Source organism: Staphylococcus sp. HMSC077D08, assembly GCF_001837945.1.
GTDB classification, from domain to species: Bacteria; Bacillota; Bacilli; order Staphylococcales; family Staphylococcaceae; genus Staphylococcus; species Staphylococcus epidermidis.
The window spans coordinates 1-3743 of the sequence record NZ_KV834745.1 but is presented as its reverse complement, the minus strand read 5'-3'; the positions used below and the strand labels follow the sequence as shown (position 1 = coordinate 3743).

Annotated in this window: 3 protein-coding genes; 1 reads left to right on the top strand and 2 read right to left on the bottom strand. The window is 28.9% G+C overall.

What is annotated here, in order from left to right; translation table 11 throughout:
- Positions 1–57: 57 nt before the first annotated feature.
- Entirely contained in the window at positions 58–828 is a 771-nt protein-coding gene (locus tag HMPREF2663_RS02165) for an ABC transporter permease (protein ID WP_002455772.1), read from the bottom strand.
- A gap of 1 nt (position 829) precedes the next feature.
- The gene (locus tag HMPREF2663_RS02160) at positions 830–1525 is read right to left on the bottom strand and encodes an ABC transporter ATP-binding protein (RefSeq protein ID WP_002447409.1); all 696 of its coding nucleotides are present in this window, start codon (positions 1523–1525) and stop codon (positions 830–832) included.
- A 536-nt stretch (positions 1526–2061) separates the two neighbouring features.
- Here HMPREF2663_RS02160 and msr(A) point away from each other — a divergent pair.
- Positions 2062–3528 (top strand): ABC-F type ribosomal protection protein Msr(A), encoded by a 1467-nt coding sequence (gene msr(A), locus HMPREF2663_RS02155; protein ID WP_002447408.1) that lies wholly within the window; start codon positions 2062–2064, stop codon positions 3526–3528.
- Positions 3529–3743: the final 215 nt, after the last annotated feature.

Below are 3743 nucleotides of genomic sequence, written 5' to 3'. Positions count from 1 at the left end.
TAGATTATAACACTGGTTAGTAGAGGAATGCAAAATTATAAAGTGTGTTGAGTTAGATTAGACATTTTTCTTTTTAAAGACAAATACTACGATGATTAAGAAAATAATAATATAAACAATATTACCAATAAATAATTCATGCAGTTCTAATTTTGTGAATTTTTTCATGTTTTTATCAACAATTTGAACCATAATATTCATCATACTAATAGGGTTCCATTTTAACCATTCCCATTTATCTACAACAATTGTTAATATCCCTGACAAAATTGAAGTGGCAAAATACAATACAATACCGACAGCAATAGAGACACCGGGACTTTTCATTGCACATGAAATTAATAAGGTGATACTTAAGACTAACCATGTTCCAACATATGTACCTAGTCCAGTTAATAACATTTTACTTAATAACGATAACGCATCACCCTTACTTTCAAGGAGATTGATATCGTTGAAGAAAATAGCCCATAGAATAATTCCTACAACAATACTAACAATAAAATACAGTAGTGAAAAAAGTATTAATGTAATAATTTTACTAATAATAATGCTTGTTCTCGTATATTTTCGATAGAGAAGATTTTTAATTGTACCATGATAAAACTCCATTGAAATAATGGTGCTGGCTTGAATAATTAATAAAAAGATAAACCATGAAAAACCACTAAATGCTGATTCAATAGATGATTGTGGAGAAAAAACATCATCATAGTTTTTAGATATTATAGCTTGAACAACCATTAATAACATAATGATAATTGGTATAATAAACGTCGATTTCTTTTTAAACAATTTAAAACATTCTTGCTTAATTAAAGTGCCCATTTTACGATTGATCCTCCTTATCAATGATACTTAATAATACATTTTCTAAATCGTTATCTTTATATTGGTTTAATTCTTCTTCGGTAGTTTCAGTAACAATTTTACCTTTGTTAATGATAAGGATAGAATTGGTGATTTTTACTAACTCACTTAATATATGGCTAGAAATTAAAAAGGTAACGCCCTCTTCCGCTTTTTTTACAATGAGTTCTCTAACATCTCTTACAGCCCTAGGATCTAACCCATTCATAGGTTCATCTAAAATAATTAATTGGGGTTGATTTAAGAAAGCTATTGCAATACCTAATTTTTGTTTCATACCCAAGGAATATGTTTTGGCTTTATTATGTATATACTCATCCATTTTAAGTTGAGAGACAATTGTATCAATATCTTGAGTATTTTTAGTTTCATTTAGTAGTTTAAGATTGTCATAGCCTGACATAAAGGGATATACTCCTGGATTTTCGATCAATGCACCAACGTTACTTTTTTTATGCTTATTTTCAATAACTTCAAAGTTACCTTCTTGATAAATCGAGTAGCCTAATATAACTTTCATCAAAGATGTTTTTCCTGCCCCATTTGCTCCAACAAGACCGACAATCTGTCCTCGTTTTAAATTTAAAGAAATATCTTTGAGAATAGTCTTATTACCTATCTTTTTTGTTAAATGTTCTACTGTTAAAACATCCATACAATTATCTCCTTTTTAATTATTTAGATATATTTTAAATCCAAACTTAATGTATCATAAAAAAATAAATTATTTAAATACATGTTGAGATACATAAATATAAATTAAATGAAGTGCTGCATTTTATAAGTACACTCTAAATTAACAAGATGTATAATCAATCTCAAATTGTAATTTTATACTTTTATTATATGATCTTTGTACTTAGAGATATATTGTAAAAAAACCAATAAAATGTTATATTAACATTACTATTTTATCGATGAAGGAGGATTAAAATGACAGCTTCTATGAGACTCAAATAAACCTTTTTGAATACAAAACTAAATTAATTCAAAAAGGCTTGTCCGCAATACACACACTCATAGGATGACTTATGTCATTTTTTATCCTTCGATAGGAATAATAAACGCTTTCAAATACTAAAACATCGTAATAATTCTTTAAGTGTTTGAAAGTGTAATGTGAATGAGACGGGAGTAGCCTGTCTCATTTTTTGCGTACACGTCCTTTAAATATACAAGGAGTGTATAAATATGGAACAATATACAATTAAATTTAACCAAATCAATCATAAATTGACAGATTTACGATCACTTAACATCGATCATCTTTATGCTTACCAATTTGAAAAAATAGCACTTATTGGGGGTAATGGTACTGGCAAAACCACATTACTAAATATGATTGCTCAAAAAACAAAACCAGAATCTGGAACAGTTGAAACGAATGGCGAAATTCAATATTTTGAACAGCTTAACATGGATGTGGAAAATGATTTTAACACGTTAGACGGTAGTTTAATGAGTGAACTCCATATACCTATGCATACAACCGACAGTATGAGTGGTGGTGAAAAAGCAAAATATAAATTAGCTAATGTCATATCAAATTATAGTCCGATATTACTTTTAGATGAACCTACAAATCACTTGGATAAAATTGGTAAAGATTATCTGAATAATATTTTAAAATATTACTATGGTACTTTAATTATAGTAAGTCACGATAGAGCACTTATAGACCAAATTGCTGACACAATTTGGGATATACAAGAAGATGGCACAATAAGAGTGTTTAAAGGTAATTACACACAGTATCAAAATCAATATGAACAAGAACAGTTAGAACAACAACGTAAATATGAACAGTATATAAGTGAAAAACAAAGATTGTCCCAAGCCAGTAAAGCTAAACGAAATCAAGCGCAACAAATGGCACAAGCATCATCAAAACAAAAAAATAAAAGTATAGCACCAGATCGTTTAAGTGCATCAAAACAAAAAGGCACGGTTGAGAAGGCTGCTCAAAAACAAGCTAAGCATATTGAAAAAAGAATGGAACATTTGGAAGAAGTTGAAAAACCACAAAGTTATCATGAATTCAATTTTCCACAAAATAAAATTTATGATATCCATAATAATTATCCAATCATTGCACAAAATCTAACATTGGTTAAAGGAAGTCAAAAACTGCTAACACAAGTACGATTCCAAATACCATATGGCAAAAATATAGCGCTCGTAGGTGCAAATGGTGTAGGTAAGACAACTTTACTTGAAGCTATTTACCACCAAATAGAGGGAATTGATTGTTCTCCTAAAGTGCAAATGGCATACTATCGTCAACTTGCTTATGAAGACATGCGTGACGTTTCATTATTGCAATATTTAATGGATGAAACGGATTCATCAGAATCATTCAGTAGAGCTATTTTAAATAACTTGGGTTTAAATGAAGCACTTGAGCGTTCTTGTAATGTTTTGAGTGGTGGGGAAAGAACGAAATTATCGTTAGCAGTATTATTTTCAACGAAAGCGAATATGTTAATTTTGGATGAACCAACTAATTTTTTAGATATTAAAACATTAGAAGCATTAGAAATGTTTATGAATAAATATCCTGGAATCATTTTGTTTACATCACATGATACAAGGTTTGTTAAACATGTATCAGATAAAAAATGGGAATTAACAGGACAATCTATTCATGATATAACTTAAAAACTATACACTAATTTATATTGAATATTTCTTTAAAGTATTATAATAAAGTAAATAACAATAGTACCATAACCGATCATTTTTGAGAAAAAGAATATAGAAGAAAAGAGAGGGAGTTTTTACCCTCTCTTTTCTTGTTTTATTATTAAAATCTCATAATAGATGATTAATATGCGTTTTAGAACGCTGTGAGAAACGCTCATTTGCATTGACAA

Bases quoted from the DNA above. Each gene is read 5' to 3' on its own strand.
- HMPREF2663_RS02165 (WP_002455772.1), bottom strand. From the start codon at position 828: ATGGGCACTTTAATTAAGCAAGAATGTTTTAAATTGTTTAAAAAGAAA.
- HMPREF2663_RS02160 (WP_002447409.1), bottom strand. From the start codon at position 1,525: ATGGATGTTTTAACAGTAGAACATTTAACAAAAAAGATAGGTAATAAG.